This window comes from Clostridium sp. Marseille-Q7071 (assembly GCF_965112025.1).
The window spans coordinates 4294018-4313158 of the sequence record NZ_CBCOPR010000001.1 but is presented as its reverse complement, the minus strand read 5'-3'; the positions used below and the strand labels follow the sequence as shown (position 1 = coordinate 4313158).

General features: G+C 37.8%; 16 protein-coding genes and 3 pseudogenes. All 19 read left to right on the top strand.

Annotated features, from left to right (window positions below):
- Window positions 1-405: 405 nt before the first annotated feature.
- The 19 genes and pseudogenes from ACWPW7_RS20510 to ACWPW7_RS20420 all read left to right on the top strand — a co-directional run bounded on the left by ACWPW7_RS20510 (window position 406) and on the right by ACWPW7_RS20420 (window position 19127).
- Window positions 406-831 (top strand): multinuclear nonheme iron-dependent oxidase, encoded by a 426-nt coding sequence (locus ACWPW7_RS20510; RefSeq protein WP_454055044.1) that lies wholly within the window; start codon window positions 406-408, stop codon window positions 829-831.
- A gap of 72 nt (window positions 832-903) precedes the next feature.
- Window positions 904-1521: an NUDIX hydrolase N-terminal domain-containing protein gene (locus ACWPW7_RS20505; protein WP_454055043.1), complete on the top strand. Its 618-nt coding sequence runs from the start codon at window positions 904-906 to the stop codon at window positions 1519-1521.
- A 248-nt stretch (window positions 1522-1769) separates the two neighbouring features.
- The gene (locus ACWPW7_RS20500; RefSeq protein WP_454055042.1) at window positions 1770-2108 is read left to right on the top strand and encodes a hypothetical protein; all 339 of its coding nucleotides are present in this window, start codon (window positions 1770-1772) and stop codon (window positions 2106-2108) included.
- A 35-nt stretch (window positions 2109-2143) separates the two neighbouring features.
- A pseudogene (locus tag ACWPW7_RS20495) lies at window positions 2144-2378 on the top strand (23S rRNA (uracil(1939)-C(5))-methyltransferase RlmD); the annotation flags it as partial.
- A 320-nt stretch (window positions 2379-2698) separates the two neighbouring features.
- The gene (locus tag ACWPW7_RS20490) at window positions 2699-3175 is read left to right on the top strand and encodes a pyridoxamine 5'-phosphate oxidase family protein (protein WP_454055041.1); all 477 of its coding nucleotides are present in this window, start codon (window positions 2699-2701) and stop codon (window positions 3173-3175) included.
- A gap of 159 nt (window positions 3176-3334) precedes the next feature.
- A complete protein-coding gene (locus ACWPW7_RS20485; protein WP_454055040.1) occupies window positions 3335-3940 on the top strand; it encodes a DUF6273 domain-containing protein in 606 nt (201 codons plus the stop codon).
- Between the two features lie 516 nt (window positions 3941-4456).
- Window positions 4457-4651 (top strand): helix-turn-helix domain-containing protein, encoded by a 195-nt coding sequence (locus tag ACWPW7_RS20480; RefSeq protein ID WP_454055039.1) that lies wholly within the window; start codon window positions 4457-4459, stop codon window positions 4649-4651.
- Window positions 4648-5334 carry a response regulator transcription factor gene (locus ACWPW7_RS20475; RefSeq protein ID WP_454055038.1) on the top strand — a complete coding sequence of 229 codons (687 nt, stop codon included), beginning with the start codon at window positions 4648-4650 and terminating at the stop codon, window positions 5332-5334. The genes ACWPW7_RS20480 and ACWPW7_RS20475 overlap by 4 nt, the downstream gene beginning before the upstream one ends.
- The gene (locus tag ACWPW7_RS20470) at window positions 5321-6310 is read left to right on the top strand and encodes a sensor histidine kinase (RefSeq protein ID WP_454055037.1); all 990 of its coding nucleotides are present in this window, start codon (window positions 5321-5323) and stop codon (window positions 6308-6310) included. Before ACWPW7_RS20475 ends, ACWPW7_RS20470 begins: the two co-directional genes overlap by 14 nt.
- Before the next feature lie 81 nt (window positions 6311-6391).
- Window positions 6392-7075, top strand: coding sequence for an ABC transporter ATP-binding protein (locus ACWPW7_RS20465; protein ID WP_454055036.1), 684 nt, complete (start codon window positions 6392-6394; stop codon window positions 7073-7075).
- Entirely contained in the window at window positions 7072-9648 is a 2577-nt protein-coding gene (locus tag ACWPW7_RS20460) for an ABC transporter permease (RefSeq protein ID WP_454055035.1), read from the top strand. Before ACWPW7_RS20465 ends, ACWPW7_RS20460 begins: the two co-directional genes overlap by 4 nt.
- Before the next feature lie 179 nt (window positions 9649-9827).
- Window positions 9828-10045, top strand: a pseudogene (locus tag ACWPW7_RS20455) (23S rRNA (uracil(1939)-C(5))-methyltransferase RlmD); the annotation flags it as partial.
- 265 nt (window positions 10046-10310) lie between these two features.
- Window positions 10311-10763: a ParB/RepB/Spo0J family partition protein gene (locus tag ACWPW7_RS20450; RefSeq protein ID WP_454055034.1), complete on the top strand. Its 453-nt coding sequence runs from the start codon at window positions 10311-10313 to the stop codon at window positions 10761-10763.
- A gap of 90 nt (window positions 10764-10853) precedes the next feature.
- Window positions 10854-11126, top strand: a complete 273-nt coding sequence (locus ACWPW7_RS20445) for a hypothetical protein (protein ID WP_454055033.1) — start codon at window positions 10854-10856, stop codon at window positions 11124-11126.
- 105 nt (window positions 11127-11231) lie between these two features.
- The gene (locus ACWPW7_RS20440; RefSeq protein WP_454055032.1) at window positions 11232-13184 is read left to right on the top strand and encodes an ABC transporter substrate-binding protein; all 1953 of its coding nucleotides are present in this window, start codon (window positions 11232-11234) and stop codon (window positions 13182-13184) included.
- A 19-nt stretch (window positions 13185-13203) separates the two neighbouring features.
- Window positions 13204-13503: a helix-turn-helix domain-containing protein gene (locus tag ACWPW7_RS20435; RefSeq protein ID WP_454055031.1), complete on the top strand. Its 300-nt coding sequence runs from the start codon at window positions 13204-13206 to the stop codon at window positions 13501-13503.
- A 1393-nt stretch (window positions 13504-14896) separates the two neighbouring features.
- Window positions 14897-16375, top strand: a pseudogene (locus ACWPW7_RS20430) (Lsa family ABC-F type ribosomal protection protein).
- Between the two features lie 162 nt (window positions 16376-16537).
- On the top strand, window positions 16538-17596 hold the full coding sequence (locus ACWPW7_RS20425) for a Cfr family 23S rRNA (adenine(2503)-C(8))-methyltransferase (protein ID WP_454055030.1): 1059 nt from the start codon (window positions 16538-16540) through the stop codon (window positions 17594-17596).
- Window positions 17597-18218: 622 nt separating this feature from the next.
- Window positions 18219-19127 carry an AraC family transcriptional regulator gene (locus ACWPW7_RS20420; protein ID WP_454055029.1) on the top strand — a complete coding sequence of 303 codons (909 nt, stop codon included), beginning with the start codon at window positions 18219-18221 and terminating at the stop codon, window positions 19125-19127.
- Window positions 19128-19141: the final 14 nt, after the last annotated feature.

Genomic DNA, 19141 nt, shown 5'->3' with positions numbered 1-19141 from the left:
GTTAAGGTAAGAGCTGGTATTTAAAGTGGTGTGAGTGGATATGTTAGTGTTAATTTAATATGAAATAGAAAAAGACTATGAAGATAGCTATTATAGTTAAAACTTCATGGTCTTTTTGTGTTTTATAAATGTATATTGTGAAATTGATGTTATATTTTATATATTGATAAAAAATATAAACAAATTGTAATATTTATGAATATTTTAAAGGGATACTTGAAATTTTGTAGAATAGCACAATTGGGTGTTGCTTTGAAAAAATTAATAAAAAGGTTAAAAATTTAGTTTTAAGTAAATTTCTGGTTATGTATAATATAAGTTAATATATAATGGAAAGTTGATTTTGTACAATAGGAAGGAGAATGTGAAAGGTGAAAGAAGAAATATCTATATTTATTAATAAATATGTTAAAAGTACCTTTGTTAATTGAAAACACGCCGGACTGTCTTGTAGAAAGACGATTTTATAAATTTGTTCCATATGTCTTTCCAGATCAAATAAATAGATTGTTACATGATAATGATGTGTCATTACTTTTAGATATTACGCATGCAAAGATTGCCGCACGATTTCATGGATGGGATATATATGGATACTTGAATGCGTTGTTGTTAAATAGAGTAAAGGAAATCCATATAAATGGGTGTGGTCTAAATAAAAATGGGACTCTTATAGATTCTCATCAAGCAATGGAGGATGAGGATTTTGCATTGTTGGAGTGGGTACTTTGTCGAACAAACCCCCAAGTTATATCTCTTGAATATAATGGGAACAAAAATGAAGATGAAAGTGTTGTTGCATCTCATATTCAGCAGTTTTTGATTTCATGAAGTAAAACAAATACCATTAAGTGTAAGGTGTTAATGTACAAAAAATTTAGATACATAAGGAGTTGTTAATTTATGAATGATTTAGATGCATTAATAAAGTTTGCAATGGAATTACAATCAATAGCTCAAAATGGTTTAACATATACAAAAGATCCGTTTGATAAAGAGCGTTTTGAGAGAGTAAGGGAAATATCAGCACAAATAGTAAGTATGAAAACAGGATTTCCGATTGAAAAGGTTAAAGATTTGTTTTGTAATGAAACTGGCTATCAGACACCTAAAATAGAAACACGAGCGGCAATATTCAACGAAAACAAAATTTTGCTTGTAAAAGAGCAAGATAAATGGTCACTCCCAGGTGGTTGGGTTGATTACAATGAGTCAATCTCTTCGAATACAATTAAAGAAGTAAAAGAGGAAGCGGGTTTAGACATTATTCCTTTAAGGATTATTGCAATACAGGATAGAAATAAACACAATTTTCCGAAATTTGCTTATGGAATTTGCAAAGTGTTTGTTCTTTGTTCTGTAATAAGTGGTAGTTTTCAATCAAATAATGAAACAACTGAAAGTAATTTCTTTTCTCTTGATAATTTGCCTATCATAGATGAAAATAAAAATGTTTATGATCAAATCCAAATGTGTTTTGATGCACATAAGAATGAAAAATGGGAGGTTATATTTGATTAGTCATATTGTTGTAATTGCTTGAAGAACGCTTGCTTTGAGATTATAAACTTTGCTTTTTACTAAATAGAGAAAGTTAGAGACTTGGAACGTAAATACCGCAGGTATAGAGCTACCAACTGTTTATAATGTCTAATCACTTTGCTGTTGATAGATAATATCAATATTCTAAAAAGTTAAAAATTTACTATACACAAATACATATAAACTATAATATTTTTACAATGTTTGTATAAGAGGAGGAGGTTACGATGAGAACAGCTTTTATTGGTTCGGTATTATTAAGCAAAATTGCTCTCCAAACAATTTTAGAATTTGGAATTGAGGTAAGTATTGTTTTTTCATTAGACGAATCTATTTCTGAAAATGTTTCGGATTATTTTCCATTACACGAGTATGCAGAGCAAAATAATATCCAGTATAAAAAATTCATTAAGGTAAATGATATCGCTAATGATATCGAAAATAGTAATATCGATTATTTGTTTGTTGTTGGTCTATCTCAAATAATACCTGAGCAGATTTTATCGTCTATAAAGAAATACTCGATTGGTTTTCATCCTACTGCTTTGCCTAAATATCGTGTATAAGGGACGGTTCATAATTATATCTTAAGTAAATTTAGATTATAGAACTAACCCCACCAAGAAAAGGCTGTGAAGAATTACTATTCCACACAATAGTTAAAATGTCCCCACAAAAAAGTAGTCTACGTTTCCTGTGACCCAGCAACTTTAGCAAGAGATTTAAGAATATTAAATGACTTAGGATACAAAACCCTAGAAGTACAACCAGTAGATATGTTTCCTCAGACAAGTCATGTGGAGACCGTAATCCTGTTGCAACGCCGAAATGCCTGACAAATGGCAGGTTTGCAGAACTTCAGACGGAAGTTAGGTTTAATGGGCATCTTTTTTATCTCAAGGGAGATAGAGACAGTTTACTTACTTAATACTACAAAATAAATTAAATAAAAATGCACTCATTTATTAATGGGTGCATTTGCTGTAGATAAATGAATGAATATTTTGAAAATTTTAGGTTATTGGTATATAATGGAGATTGATAGATATAAGAACAGTATCAAACAAAGGAGTAGAAGATAATAAGAATACTCTGAAAGCCCCATAAAATAAGGTTAGAGATTCTGAGATTATAATATTATGAGGAGGAAATAAAAATGAGCAAATATGAAAATGCGATAAAACTTATGGAGGAACGTTGCGGAAATGGTAAAGAAGAAGTTATTGCCCTTGCGACAATATCACTATCCCAAAACGCTACCGGTAATCCCCGCCCTGCTGTCCGTATGGTTTGCGCTTATTATGAAGACGGCGTATTTTATGTTTCTACGGACGCAAAAAAGAATAAAACGCTGCAAATTGAGAAGAACAACGAGGTTTCCGTCGGTGGGTTAGGTTGGTACGCCTTCCAAGGTACGGCTGAAAATCTCGGTTGGGTCAAGGACGAGAAAAATGCGGAAATCAGAGCGAAATTTAAAAAAATCTTCAATTGGTTCGATGAAGTTGGCGACGAAGACAATCCGAACTCAATCGTTCTGCGTATCTCCCTCACAGAGGGGACGATTACTGACAACGAAAAAAAATACGGTGAATGTCAGTATGAAATTGATTTTATCAATAAAACGGCGAAATAAATCCGTAAAGAATAAGCAGTTTCTAACTTGCGAGCCAAAAAACACCACTACTTGATTATCAATATTTTCTAACTTAGTTTTCTGAAACCCAACATTAAACAGTTTATTGTTGGGTTTTTGGCGTATTTGCAAGGTGTTTAAAAAAGTTTAGTCTATTGCTTGACACAAGCCTATGATGAGATTGGATTATTAAAACCTGTAAAGGTCGATTTATTTACAGGATATAGAATGTATTCTGCAGAACAGATACCAGTGCTTGAACAACGTGTTTACCATGACGCTTATAAAGATATAACATGGGCTGACTGCTCGTTAAGAAAATATCTTAACGGTGAGTTTTATGATAAGTTTAATGAAATTGATAAATCAAGAATAATTCCAGTGACAAACAAAAATCCTGACAATCAGTGGTATGGTTCAAAGGGCGGAGAAGATACGCAAGACAATATATTTTTATTAAGCATTGAGGAAGTGTGCAAATATTTCGGTGATAGCCGTTCAAAACTGCAAAACCGAGGAAAAAATCAAAGATATTGGTTTGAAAGAAAAGATGAAAACAACAGTAAGCGAATAGCAAGACTTCAGGGTAAAGAATGGGGTTGGTGGTGGTGGCTTCGGTCGCCCGGCCGCGTTAATGTAAAAGCCGTGTACATCTTCGGGACTGACGGTAATATAGGTATCCAAGGCAACAATATATTGAAAGGCAACATCAGCGATGGTAAATGTACAGGCGGCGTTCGTCCCGCTTTGTTGCTGAAACTATAATTTGAATTATGGCTAATAAGTTAGATTTGGCAGATAGTTCTCAATGAATAGAAAATGTATTAGGACATAAGTTGTTCATTAAAACAATATGTGCTATTCAACCAGTTATAGCATGAAGGGGAAGTTTTAATAAATATAATTCTACTGCCAAGGGGATATTAGGCATTATAGTCATCAGAATTGCAGCAACAAGGCATGTGGAGACTATTGTGTTGATACAACGAGTAGATATGTAGAAATCCTTTGTTTTAGGCACTTTTTCAAACATATAATCTTCACAGGTGAGGGTGATAAAATCAAAAATAAGGTCATTAAAAACTATATCAATGTTTCTGCGGTGGTTGATATAGAGTGTGGGGATACAAGAAAATAAAAATTGAGAATCAAAGAGTACTGTGAAAATGGTACTCCTTTTTTCTTAATTTAGGTGTTCAGAAATGAGTGTCTTTTTTCTTTATACCTTAGTTTGTATATTTCTGTCAAAAGAAATATAATAAAATTATGGAGGTGTTATGCGTGGATTATATAACGACAAAAGAAGCAGCGAAAAATTGGGGAATCACAGACAGAATGGTAGTGTACCATTGCTCTGCTGGACGAATTAAGGGAGCTAAAAAAATGGGAAATACATGGCTTGTTCCGGTTGACGCTGAAAAACCGGCTGACGGACGATACAGGAGCAGTAAAGTAAGGGATGGTGAAAATAAATGAAACGGATATTTTTGGTTGAGGACGATAAGGCAATCGCTAAAAACCTTATACTTTTGCTCCGCTCGGAGGGATTTACAGTCACCCACGCCCCTACGCGGAGTGAAGCCCTTGCCGCCCTTGCCGGGAATAAATTTGACTTGGCATTGATTGATATTTCTTTGCCTGACGGAAATGGCTTTACGGTTTGCACGGAAATCAAAGAAACGCAAGATGTTCCCGTTATCTTTCTGACGGCTTCTGGTGATGAGGCGAGTGTTGTTACCGGGCTGAACATGGGCGCGGACGACTATATCACCAAGCCTTTTCGTCCGCGTGAATTGATTGCGCGAATTGGAACCGCCCTACGAAAAAGCGGGCGTTCCGGGTCGGATTTTGAAATTCGCGGGCTTCATGTCGATACGGCAAGCGGCGTTGTGAAAAAAAACGGCAACGAGGTTTTTCTTTCAGCATTAGAATATCGCTTGTTGCTGGTGTTTATTAGCAACCCTAAAAGTATTATCACGAGGGGCAGGCTACTTGACGAATTGTGGGACGCGGCGGGCGAGTTTGTCAATGACAATACATTGACCGTGTACATCAAACGTTTGCGAGAGAAGATAGAGAATGACCCAGCAAGCCCGCAAATAATTCTGACCGTTCGCGGGACGGGGTATAGATTGGGGGGCGAGTATGCTTCGGAATAGAGAGTTTCGGCAGTTTGCCATTTTGTTCTCCTTAATGGCCGCCGCCGCTGTAATGCTGGGATTTGCAATAAATGCGGCGGCTGGAATCCTTGTCATTGCTTCTGCCGCCGCCTTTGGAACAGCGTTTTTTGCGTTTACCAAAGCCCGATATAAAAGCATTGCGCAGATTTCAGATCAAATCGATCTTGTGCTTCATAACGCTGACCATCTGTATATTGGTGAATCGGACGAGGGCGAACTTTCTATTTTGCAAAGTGAGATAACAAAAATGACGCTGCGTATTCGGGAGCAAAACGACGCATTGAAAAAAGAAAAAGAACATCTTGCTGATTCGCTGGCTGACATAGCACACCAACTCCGCACCCCTCTCACATCCGTGAATCTTATTCTGTCATTGTTAGAGAATAACTCTGACGAAAATGAACGGAAAGCATTGATACGGGAAACAGAGGAATTGCTTGTGCGGATGGATTGGCTGATTACTTCCCTATTGAAATTATCCCGCTTGGACGCTAGTATTGTGGTGTTCCAAAGCGAGCAGATAGATGTAAACAACTTGATATGCGCCGCGCTTCGCCCGTTCCTAATCCCAATGGAACTGCACGATATTGATTTGAAAATAGATGCACCGAAAGGGATGATTATTCAGGGCGATTCAGGTTGGCTTTCGGAAGCAATTCAAAACATCCTCAAAAATTGCATGGAGAGCGCAGGCGAGAACGGGAAGATTGAGATTGTCTGCAAGGACAACTCATTGTTTACCGAGATTGCCATCCACGACAGCGGTGCAGGCTTTGAAAAAGAAGATTTACCCTGCCTGTTTGACAGGTTCCATCGTGGGAAAAACGCAAGTGCGACAGGATATGGGATTGGATTGGCTCTTTGCAAGATGATTATAACACGGCAGGGAGGGACGATTACCGCAAAAAATCACCCGCAGGGTGGCGCGATATTTGCCATTCGTTTCCCAAAGTGACGAATCTCTCACCTGAAAGTCACAGAGATGTAAGTTGAAGGTTCTATTATATAGGTAAACATGAGAAAGGAGACTCGCATAATGGAATTTTTAAAAATTGAAAATTTATGCAAGGTCTATGGCAAGGGCGAAAACCAAGTTACCGCGCTTGACCATGTTTCACTTACAATCGAAAAGGGGGAGTTTACCGCAATCATCGGCTCCTCCGGCTCCGGCAAATCCACATTGCTTCACATCATCGGTGGCGTGGACGTGCCGACAAGCGGAAAGGTGTATTTGGACGGGCAGGATGTATATGCCCAAAGCAATGAAAAACTCGCCATTTTCCGCAGGCGGCAGGTTGGGCTGATTTACCAGTTTCACAACCTCATTCCCACTCTGAATGTGGTGGAAAACATCACCTTGCCTATCCTGATGGACAAGCGCAAGGGCAACGAGGAACGGCTGAATGACCTGCTCGAAATGCTTGGGCTAAAAGACCGCAAAACGCATTTACCCAATCAGCTTTCGGGCGGTCAGCAACAGCGCGTTTCCATAGGACGCGCTTTGATGAACGCCCCAGCGGTCATGCTTGCAGACGAACCCACAGGCAGTTTGGACAGCCGAAATGGGCATGAAATCATCAAACTGCTGAAAGAAAGCAATAAAAAATATGGGCAGACTCTGCTCCTCGTCACCCATGACGAAAATATCGCCCTGCAAGCAGACCGCATTATCGGCATATCAGACGGCAAAGTAGTGCGAGACGAGAGGGTGAGACTATGAACATTTTCAACAAAGTTACACTGCAAGGCATGAAAAAAAGCCGCACACGAACAATTGTAACGGTTATCGGAGTTATCCTGTCCGTCGCCATGATTACGGCAGTAGCTACCTTTGGCACTTTCCTGTTAAATTTTCTGGTAAACGGTTCTATTGTGAAATACGGCGGTTGGCACGTTGAGTTTTTGGATGTTGATTCCTCTTTCGTGCAGGAGCGAACCCACGACAATGGAGTTGCAAACACCGCAGCGTTTGAAAATATCGGCTATGCAACGCTTGACGGCGGGAAAAGCCCTGAAAAGCCCTATCTTTTTATCGCCGGATTCAGCAAGGAAGCCTTTGATACCTTGCCCATAACCCTTATTTCTGGCAGGCTGCCTGAAAATAGCGGGGAGATTCTTGTCCCGGGCCACGTCGCGGCAAAGGGCGGCGTTAGATTCAGGGCGGGCGACACGCTTTCACTTGCTGTTGGAAGCCGCATGAATGGCAACAAGAATCTCGGTCAACATGCCCCTTACATTTCCGGGAAAGAAACTCTTGTGCCAAAAGCAGAGAGAACCTACACGGTTGTCGGTATCTGCGAAAGACCCGGTTTTGAGGAACATTCCGCACCGGGATACACCTTGATAACGAAAGCAGATACTCAAGACAAAGCGGACAGCTTCAGTATATTTGTCACGCTTAAAAACCCGCGCGGAGTCCAGACTTACGCAAGCAGCACAGCGGTCAGCCATAGCTATGTCTTTAACGATAATATGTTGCGCTTCATGGGTCTTTCGGACAATAAACTGTTTAACGCGCTTCTGTACACGGTTGGCGGCATTTTGGTTGCCATAATAATGGTAGGCTCGATTTTTCTGATTTATAACTCGTTCAACATCTCGCTGAACGAACGCACACGCCAGTTCGGGATTCTCTCGTCGGTGGGAGCCACAGCGAGGCAGCTACGAAATTCGGTGCTATTTGAGGGATTTTGCATTGGCGCAGTCGGCATACCCATTGGTGTTATGGTCGGCATAGGCAGTATCGGGCTTGTAATTCCTATTGTTGCCGGGAATTTCGGGAACATTGTCTCAAGCACCGTGCCTTTAACCTTATCGGTGTCTGTCCCCGCGATTGTCGCGGCGGCGGTGGTCAGTTTGGTTACCATTTTGATTTCAGCCTATATCCCGGCCAGGAAAGCCGCAAACACTCCCGTGATGGAGAGTATTCGCCAGACCAACGAGGTCAAAGTTGAATCCAAAGCCGTGAAAACTTCAAAACTTGCGCAGCGTATTTGCGGTTTGGAGGGAACCCTTGCGCTGAAGAATTTTAAGAGAAATAAAAAACGCTATCGCAGCATCGTGTTATCGCTTACTTTAAGCGTCGTGCTGTTTGTATCGGGAAGTGCTTTTGGAACAACTCTGAAACGGCTTTCGGAACAGTATGTAGTGGACATGGACTATGACATCGGTTTTGTCACTCAGGACATGGATGACAGCGAAATGCTCCCGCTTTACGACAAACTAAAAAACGCAGACGGGGTTTACGAAAGCTCGTACCAAGCGATTTTTGCGTATTCATGCGCCGTTAAGGCAAGCGATTTTTCAGACCGTTACCGGGAATACGCGGGTTATACTGCGCCGGACGAAACGGTTCATCTGCCAATGGACATCCAGTTTATTGAGGACAGCGAATATCTGCGTTTTATCAAAGAATTGGGCTTGTCCGCAAAAGAATATACCGGGCAGGACGCGAAAATGATTGCCTGTGCCAAACAGCGGGTTGACAAGAAAGACAGGCCGAGTGAAGTGTTTGATATGTTTGCGAGTCTTTCCATGACTTTCAGTGTCGCTCCCGAAACAAATGACAAGCCATTGATGGAACAGGGGCAAAGCATAAACATTACGTTTGTCGATACGTACCCGGTGGATCCGCCCCCAAAGGAATCTTCCGAGCCCGAGCAGAATCTATACGTTTTTATGGTGGTGGCCCCCTATTCGCTCAAAGAGAAGTTTGAAACCTCTGATACCCATGCGGCTATAGGCCTGGGCTTTCTGTCAAAGAATCCTTCACAATCGGTGACTGAAATGGAAGCGATGATTCAGGGCGCGGGGATTACGTCTGCGTATACCCTGTACAATGTGTACTCGATACTTGAACAATACCACAGTATGACATTTGTTATTGATGTGTTCACCTATGTTTTTGTCATCATGATTTCGTTGATTGCGGTTGCCAATGTGTTCAACACCATTTCCACCAATATCAGGCTGCGCAGGCGGGAACTTGCCATGCTCCGCTCTGTGGGGATGTCGGACCGCGATTTCAATAAGATGATGAATTTCGAGTGTGTCTTTTATGGCATGAGGACGTTGCTCTTCGGGCTTCCAATAGCGGGAATCATCTCGTGGCTGATTTACGAAGGGTTGGTGGCCCAAGAAAGGATGGACAACTTGGATTTTGTATTCCCGTGGGGCAGTATGGCAATCAGCGTGTTCAGCGTGCTCTTTATCGTGTTCATTACAATGCTGTATGCCATTAGCAAGATAAAAAAAGAAAATATCATTGACGCGCTTCGGGATGACATGACTTAATTCAAAACCGATATTAACTTGATAGAAAATCAAAAAACATCTAGTCAAGTGATTCGCAATCGTCCCGAAAGGCGCTTTAGGCCTTGAAAATACAGAATCCATCCTACACAAGTAATGTAGAATGTATAAGGGACGGTTCATAATTATATCTTAAGTAAATTTAGATTATGGAACTAACCCCACCAGGAAAAGGCTGTGAAGAATCACTACTCCACGCAATAGCTAAAATGTCATCACAAAAATAGTCTACGTTTCCTGTGATCCAGCAACTTTAGCAAGAGATTTAAGAATATTAAATGACTTAGGATACAAAACCCTAGAAGTACAACCAGTAGACATGTTTCCACAGACGGCACATGTGGAGACGGTTATACTACTACATCGGAAAGATATCTAAAAATCCTTGATTTTAGGCACTTTGAGAGATTTTTTTAGTTTTTACAAAGTGATCGAAAGGGGAAGAAAAAAGCAATTTCTGATGGAGTTACCGTATCAGTGGTTCTTGATAGGGGTCCGGGAACACATGAGAATTAAATTAACACTTTTACTATTTTTCATTATTCAATTATATAAAAAAGTCGTGAGACCGTTTCTTTTCAAGCTAATTGAGAATGGACGGTCTCTTTTGGTTTCAGAAATTTATTTATAGGAAGGATGTGGTCATGAATATGGGTGCAAAAAAGAAGAACTGTTCTTCTTTGCAGGAAGAGGTTCTTACAGAAGGCAATACGAATACACAGGTGGATGAAATCAAGACTTTGAGGCTTAATCAGCTTGTAAATTTCAAAGATCATCCATTTAAGGTCGAGAGAAATACTGAGCTGTTTGAGCTGATGCAGAGCATAGAGAAGGATGGAATTCTTGTTCCATTACTTGCTAGACCTAATCCGAATGGAGAAGGTTTTGAGTTAATCTCAGGGCATAGAAGAAAAGCAGCTTGTGAATGGGTTGAAGTAACAGAAGTACCTGTTATTATTCGTGATCTTGATAACTGCCAAGCAGTCATTGCAATGGTAGATAGTAATTTGCTGAGAGAGAAAATCAAGCCAAGCGAGAAGGCATTTGCATACCAAATTAAATTGGAGGCACTCAAGCAGCAAGGAAAGCGAGCTTGATTTAACTTCGGCACAAGTTGTGACGAAGTTAGAAGAAAATCCAACATTGAATCTACATAAAGTTATTGATGGATATGATAATGATGGATTATGAGATATGGAACGATTGATTTTGATGAACGTTACCAGAAGATAATAAAGGAAGAAATTAAAACTTTTATTAAAATTTTACATACATTTACCAATCTTAGCTGCCGCACCGAGCAGACGATGCCTCTCATTGGTATTTGCTCCCCGGAAACGGGAGCGATGCACAAAATTTGGCATGGAAAAAAGAAGTTCTCGCCCTATGGGTTATTGATAATACTGAAGAATCACTATCTGGATTTAGTGTACGATGCTTTGACGGATTTAGCTAAATAGTATTGCTTAGAATATCTTGATGGCAAATGATGTACAATCGGTGTAATAGATGATAAAATTAAAGTTAGTTTTATCTAACTATCCTATTTACCATGGAGGTGTGATATGTACACAAATAAAAAAACATCAAACTTTTCAAAGAGAGAAATTGCCGCTGCGATCCAAGTTTGGAATCGGGCGGCAATTTCCCTTTTGGATATTCGCCATAACTTAATTTCCCCGGAGGAAGCCTTGCATGGCTACCGACTGCCCGTAAGTACATTTCTCTATACCAACGGCGGAAAAGCGGAGGTATCGCTAGGCGATACCTCCTATAGTGTAGAGCGATTCGGTCTGTTCCATGGGGGCAAAGGAACAGAGCTGACCATTCAGCCCCGATGCGACTGGTTGGAATACTATCTGGTGATGTACAAAGCCGGAGAATCGCCTTTTCATAAAGGAGAATATATGCGGCTACTAGAACAAGCCAACCCCTTCCGGCAGCAATATGGATTTGTGCCAGACAACCCCATCTTTTTTTCGGAAGAGCTGCGAAAAATGTATGAGAAGTGGAAAGGTCCCGCGCCTCTCAATCTCTTTTATGGCAAAGCCGCCTTTTCTCGATTTGTTTACGAGATCTATGAAGAATTGGAGCAAGGAGACATTCGCGTTTTCGAACCGGATGTTGTGGCGATGGCTATTCGATATCTGGACAAGTGCTATTCAGAGCCTATCGTTATTCAGGAAATGTGTGAAATGCTGGGGGTCAGCTATAGCCACTTCCACAGAAGCTTCAAGCAGCAGACCGGCAAAAGCCCACGGGAATATCTGATCAACACCCGATTGACAGCAGCCATGGAGCTACTCCAAAACAGTCGGATGTCTATTCGGGAAATTGCCGATTATTGTGGCTTTCAGGATGAACGCAATCTACAGCGGATGTTTTCAAAGAATATCGGCATAACCCCCAATGCCTTTAGAGAGAATGTGTCGTACGATATGAGAGATGGTGTCCTTGGAAATCTCATTACTTTTCCCTATAATGAGAAAGGACAAGTTAGTCTTGGCGAACTCAAAGGGAAAGGAGCAACTTACATGTTTAAACAGATGAGAAGCAAGGGGGTTGCAGCAGCTTTATCGCTGATGTTACTACTTTCGGCTTGCAGCACTACACCGGCGAATACCAGCGGAACGAATTCTACACAGACTTCGGCGGTGACAACACAAGCACCAGAAATGGAAGCAACAGAGCCTGTGGAGGAAGGAACGAGAACCATCAGCACGGCTATGGGCGATGTGGAGGTGCCGGTGAATCCGAAGAGGGTGGTCGTAATTTTTGTTCAAGGTGATTTGTTAGCACTCGGCATAACACCCGTGGCGACATCATTCAATACCGGTGCCGCCTTCGAAAATGAAGTGCAAGAGATTAGTGTGATAGATGCGTTTTCCATTAACGAAGAAGAGATTATGGCGTTAGATCCTGATTTAATTTTATGGAATACAGAAGATGAGTCAACCTATCAATCTCTTTCAAACATTGCTCCCACAATAGCCTGTAACTATTTCGGAATGAACTACCAAGAAAGGCTTCGCTTTTTGGGAGAAATATTCAACCGTTCTGAAAAAGCAGAAGAACTGATTCATGCATTTGAAAGCAAGATTGAGAATGCAAAACAAAAACTTGCGAACGAAGGGTTAAGCAATAAAAGCGTATTGTGCATTGAAAAGCGAGAGGATGTTCTGTCGGCATCTTGGCTGGGACGGGGAGCACCGCTAATGTACGATTTGTTAGGTTTTAATGCTCCTGAAAAACTGCAAGAAGCAATGAAGGATAGTAAGAATGCCCATGCGGGTGGTGTGAAATTATCATATGAAGTAATAAATGAATATGCGGGTGATTTTATCCTTGTAAATGGTTCTCTGGATGATTTTGGAGACAGCAATGTATGGAAGAGCCTTCCGGCAGTGAAGAAAAATAGAGTCATTTCAGCTCCAAGCAATATGTTTTGGTTTAATGATATCATATCCATGAACGCCCAGATTGATTTAATTCTTGATTCTATGTTAGAAATCGAATAGTTCCCCGAAGGAATGCAGCGTGTTTAAGCACCGAACAGGGATAAGTCCGCAGGAATACCTTATGAATTGCAGGATTCATGCGGCAAACACCTATCTGATGGAGGGAAAATATACTCTCCGCGAGGTTGCGCTGGCACTGGGTTTCTATGATGAATTTCATTTCAGCAATGCCTATAAGAAAGCGACCGGGCTGACCGCACAGGCATATAAAGCAATTTTTCAGGAAAGCACAAGTGATTCTTGCATGGGCAACCTCCTTTGGTCCTCTGTCAAGTTTTGGTACAAGTTAAAACGGAATTTTTTCACCACCAAATATTAGTTAATCCTAACTCCAAATTTAACACTCAAATGTGTTCTTATCAACAGGGTGAGTTAATCGAAAATTGTTCTTATTGCCAATCCGACACATATAGAATCAGTTTGCCTGTTGAAACGAGCATAAACCTTGATAAATAAGGGGTTTGATTGAGCTTAGAGCTCAAGTGACAAAGTGATCCTTGAGGAGATAAAATAGATGACATTAGGTTTTTATTAAGGTAGATTGGAGAGGTAATAATGGGGAATACGGATAAGTTTGAAATGATAGCTAATATATGACACTTCTGAGAGAATCCAAATTGTAAAGGTATCATCAAATGCCATTCGTGAATATTTATTTGATACTAAAAGTAAGAATGCTATTGATTTTGGGTGTGGAACTGGTCTTGTTGGAATGAACTTGTTAAACGATTTTAATTCTATGCTATTTCTGGATACATCACAAAACATAATTAATGAAATAAAGCAAAAAAAATTCGAGTTCTAATATACAGAATGCAGCTACATTATACTTTGATTTTGAAAAAGATAGTCTTTCGGATTTACATGCTGACTATATTTTTATGGCTTAGGTTTTACTCCATATTAATGATGTTGAATTAGTTTTATCAAGATTATATGAGGTTCTAAAAGAAAACGGACATTTACTAATCGTAGATTTTAATAAAAATGAAAAAATAGTTTCAGATATGGTTCATAACGGATTTGATCAGATAGAGTTAACTGATATTATGACAAAAATAGGATACAGGGATATTCAATCTAAAACTTTTTATACTGGAAGTAAAATATTCATGGGGCATGATGCATCTTTGTTTATTCTTGATTCTCAGAAATAGAGTGTCCGCCAAGGCCACATCAGGCTCAAGCGGCATCTTTTTTGTATCCTCAAGGCATGTAGAGTGTGTTGTGAAGATAGAGAAGAAATAGATTTTTTTGATTCACTCTTTATTGACTTTTTCGACGCATAATAGTATAATGATAAAAAAATTGAAATTTGAGGTGAAAAAATGATTAATTTTTCTTGCTAATTTTTAAAGTACATTTAATACAAAGGTAAACAGGTGTGGTCTGTTTGTTTTGTTGTACTTATGCAAGAAAGTTATTCTTTTTTCTCTGTAATATATACACTTGTGTTATGCTATAATGATTAGCTTAACTACGTATATCTATGAGCTGTAAGAATAATTAATTCTTGCGGCTCTTATTTTTTTATAAATAATTCGAATAAGGAGGGTAAATAATATTATGATAAATAAAGATACTTTGTTAACACATGATAATCTCCATATAGAGTCGGATATTGTAGGCGACACTTATATGGAGTAATAACAAGGTCGCCTATTGTTCCGACTTTGTTATTTATACTATTAAATACAGAGGAGGACAAAAATATGTCTTTAATAAATGTTACAAACCTAACCTTTGCTTATGAAGGTAGTTATGATAATATTTTTGAAAATGTAAGTTTTCAAATTGATACTGATTGGAAATTAGGCTTTACTGGAAGAAACGGAAGAGGAAAGACTACTTTTCTAAATCTATTGCTTGGGAAATACGAATATAATGGAAACATTTCAGCTGATGTGACTTTTGAATATTTTCCTTATGAGGTGCAGGAGCAAAGCAATTTCACCATAGATGTCATAAATGAGATTAGTCCAAATTCAATGGATTGGGAAATAGTAAAAGAATTATCTTTGTTAGATATGGACTACGATGCTTTATATAGACAGTTTTATACACTATCTAAAGGAGAGCAGACCAAAGTATTGCTGGCTGCTATGTTTTTGAAGGAGAACTCTTTATTGCTTATTGATGAGCCTACCAATCATTTGGATGCTGAAGCTAGGCAAAAACTATGTAATTACTTGAAAAAAAAGAAAGGATTTATCCTGATTTCGCATGATAGGTCTTTTTTAGATAATTGTGTTGACCATATCTTGTCTATTAATAAAACTAATATTGAAATACAAAAAGGAAATTTTTCTTCATGGTGGAGAAACAAAGAATTACAAGATGGTTTTGAGATAGCAGAAAACGAAAAATTGAAAAAGGATATTAATAGACTTTCCGGCTCGGCAAAACGTACATCTACGTGGTCGGATAGTGTTGAAAGCAGCAAGCATGGAACCACTAATTCTGGGAGCAAATTAGATAAAGGATATGTTGGACATAAAGCTGCAAAAATGATGAAGCGTGCTAAAAATATAGAAGCTAGACAACAAAACATGATTGAGGAAAAATCAAAGCTTCTTAAAAATATTGAATCTAATGAAAGTTTAAAAATAGCACCACTTACCTTCCATGATAAAAAGCTTGTAGAACTTACAGATGTTGCAATTGAATATGATGATAGAATTGTCTGTGAAGGAGTAAACTTCACTATAGAACAAGGTGAAAGAATTGCTATTTAAGGAAAGAATGGCAGTGGAAAGTCGAGTATATTGAAATTAATTTATGGAGAAGACATCCCCCATAGTGGAGTTGTAAGAAAGAATAATAAGTTAATTATTTCGTATGTTTCACAAGATACTTCGGATTTATATGGTAGCTTATCTGAGTATGCAGATAAACACTGTATTGACGAGAGTTTATTTAAATCGATTCTTAGAAAACTTGATTTTTCAAGAGAACAGTTTGAAAAGAATATCGAGGATTTTAGTGGAGGACAGAAGAAAAAGGTATTGCTTGCCGAAAGCTTGTGTGAACGGGCACATTTGTATATTTGGGATGAACCATTGAATTTTGTTGATGTCATTTCTCGTATGCAGATTGAGAAATTGTTAATTGAACATGAACCTACAATTTTGTTTGTTGAGCATGATAGTGTATTTTGTGAAAATGTTGCAACAAAAATAATAAAATTATAAAGGTAGAAATGGCAATTAATATGTTTAATGGAAATATAAAAGTAACACACAATAGGCTCCATGCAAAGCCAGATGTTTTGGGCGACGCTTGCATGGAGTAATATAAGTCGCTAATTATACTGGCTTTGCTTCCTAACTATTAATAGTGAGGGGGAAGCCTACATGAAACAGACAAAAACGAAATATGAAAAAATAAAACAAATAATATCAAATTTAAAATTACCTGATTATAGATATGAGCAGCTTACAAAAGCTATTTTTCATCAAAGAATAGATAAATTTGATGATATGCATATACTACCAAAAGCGTTAAGGATAGCTTTAGTAAATGAGTTTGGAAATAATGTGTCTAGTGTAATACCTGTTTTTTCACAAGATTCTAAACAAGCTCAAAAATTGTTATTCGAATTGACTGATGGAGAAAGAATAGAAGCTATTGGATTAAAGTATAAACAGGGGTGGGAATCGTTTTGTATTTCTTCCCAATGTGGTTGTGGTTTTGGATGTCGTTTTTGTGCAACGGGAAGTGCTGGATTTAAACGCAATCTTACTGCCGATGAGATAACTGACCAATTACTTTATTTCTATTTTAATGACCATAGATTGAATAGTATTTCATTTATGGGAATGGGTGAGGCTTTTGCAAATCCGGAGTTATTTGATGCAGTAAAAATTTTAACTGATCAAAATTTATTTGGGTTAAGTCAACGAAGAATTACTATTTCAACAATTGGCATTATACCAGGAATTCAAAGATTGACCAAAGAATTTCCACAAGTGAATTTGGCTTTTTCACTTCATTCACCATTTGAAAGTCAACGAAGTGATTTAATGCCTATAAATAAAAGATTTCCATTGAATGAGGTAATGAAGACATTAGATGAACATATCATTCATACGGGACGACGAGTGTTTATTGCTTATATTATGCTTGAAGGAATTAATGATTCGAAAGAACATGCAGAGGCAGTTATAGGTTTATTGAAAAATCGTGGTTCATGGGAGCATTTATATCACATTGATTTGATACCTTATAATTCTACAGACAAAACAACTTTAAAATTTCAATCTTCAAGTGCTATCAAGCAATTTTGCAGTACACTAAAGAAAGCTGGTATTAGTGTAACTGTTAGAACACAATTTGGTTCTGAAATTAGTGCTGCTTGCGGACAGTTGTGTTATGAAGATGAATTAGATGTTAGTTCAAAAATATCCATTTGAGTAAAAAAATAATCTCATTTTAAAGATCTCGAAGATTTTTAATTAAATATTGAAGAGCATTGTATGTCCCTCAGACTTTAGGTTTGAGGGACTTTTTACTTAAGATGGGTGAACTTTTATGTAAGACTAAAGATGTTTATGTAATTAGATTTATTTGCATTGAAGTTTATGTGATATCTTGAGATCATTAAAAGCCTTCGATAAAAAAATAATTCTCTTCTTGATCCTACCATAATTGGAGACTTTATAATATATATATTAGAGAAAGGGATGGCTAAAATAGGCAATTTTTCAAGGCTTTCCAATATATTTATAGTAAACAAATATCACAAAGTTTTTAACGAAAAATGACATAAAAATATTTATGAGATATGCAGAAATGCTAACATTGGCTGTGTAGCTTGTAAAAAACTTTTAGTACCATTTAAGTTCTAATTTATCGGTAATATGTGAGTAGATATCCATAGTTGTAGAAGGTTGGTTTGAGTTGACTTTACAGAAACAGGAGAATTGTAAGATTATCAAATAATACACACTCTTTTAATTAAGTTATTCTAATATAAATTTCTTTAAGTTATAATCTAGTTAATGTTTTTGATGCTTAGAAAAGGAGAAAAATATTATGGATGGTATTAATTATAAGCAGGAATATATAAACCGTATATATAGATTACAAGACTATATTGAAAATAATTTATATGAAACACACACGCTAGAAAAGCTTGCAGGGGTGTCTGGATTTTCGAAATATCACTTTCATCGTATTTTTAAAAGTATGACAAAAGAAACAGTATTTCAATATGCCACAAGAACAAAACTAGAATTTGCAGCAAGTACTTTAATTGCTCGACCGGATTTATCTATTACTGATGTTGCTTATCAATTTGGATTTAGTGATTCAGCTGTTTTTTCAAGAACATTTAAAAAATATTATGATATGAGCCCAAGGGAATTAAGAAAACAATATAGCAACAATTGCAAAGATTCTCTATTAAAAATGAGCTATACTAAGAATGTAAACAGCAATGTTAATACAGTGAAGGGTGATGTTGAAATAATTACCATGGATTCACTACCTGTTATTTATATAAGAAAAATTGGGGCATATAAAGAATTGGATAATTATTCAGATTCTATAGAAAAATTATTTACCTTTGCCACAAAGCAAAATTTAATTGATGAAAAAAAGTCAAAACTACTTGCTGTTTATCATAGCCACCCAGATTTTTCAGATGAAGAAAAGCAAAGAACAAGTATCTGCCTTTCCATCAAGGAGCCTATAACAATTGATGATAAAAGTGATATTGGGTATATGTCTATTTTGTCTGGAACTTATGCAGTCGCTCATTTTGAAATTTTTCAAAGTGAATATCCAGATGCATGGGATTTTTTATGTGGAGAGTGGTTGCCACAAAGTGGTTATTTCCCCAGGGATTATTTTCCCTTTGAAGTATATATGAATGATCCAGATGAACATCCGCAACATAAACATATTGTAGATATTTATTTGCCTATAGAACCACTCTTCTAAAATAGAGGAGGAAT